The organism is Edaphobacter sp. FHG110511_03 (assembly GCF_059115365.1).
Genome location: NZ_JBZYWL010000063.1, coordinates 1 through 471 on the forward strand (window position 1 = coordinate 1; position 471 = coordinate 471).

1 protein-coding gene is annotated in these 471 nt (G+C 56.7%); it reads right to left on the reverse strand.

Annotation, left to right across the window (positions count from 1 at the left end; all coding sequences use genetic code 11):
* The coding region (locus AC5S26_RS29955) for an IS110 family RNA-guided transposase (RefSeq protein WP_494188607.1) at positions 1-470 on the reverse strand (470 nt) is incomplete at its 3' end.
* Position 471 lies beyond the last annotated feature (1 nt).

Sequence of the window (471 nt, forward strand, 5' to 3'; positions counted from 1 at the left end):
AGCTTCGCCGGCTTCTGCGCAAAGACCATACCGCGCTCCAGCAGGAAAGCTCGTATCTGGTTGATGACTGCCGTGCGCCGCGAAACAAGCCGATCACGAATCCGGTGCATCGCCTGCAGGTCGAGTTGATCATCCGTCTTGATCGGGACGAAGCGCATGTTCTTGCGCTCGACCGCTTCGGCAATCGCTTCCGCATCAACGAAGTCGTTCTTGTTCGACTTCACAAACGGCTTCACGAACTGCGCCGCGATCAACCGCACATCGTGACCTTGCTGCTTCAAGGCTCGACCGAGAAAGTGGGCCCCGGAACAGGCTTCTAGACCAATCAACGAAGTCTGCATGTTCGCCGTGAACGCCAGCAGCTGCTTCTGTGAGAACTTCTTCTTCACCAGCACCTTGCCCGATGTTCCCAGCGCAACAAGGTGAAATGTCGTCTTGCCCAGGTCGATGCCTACCGAACGAATCTCCATG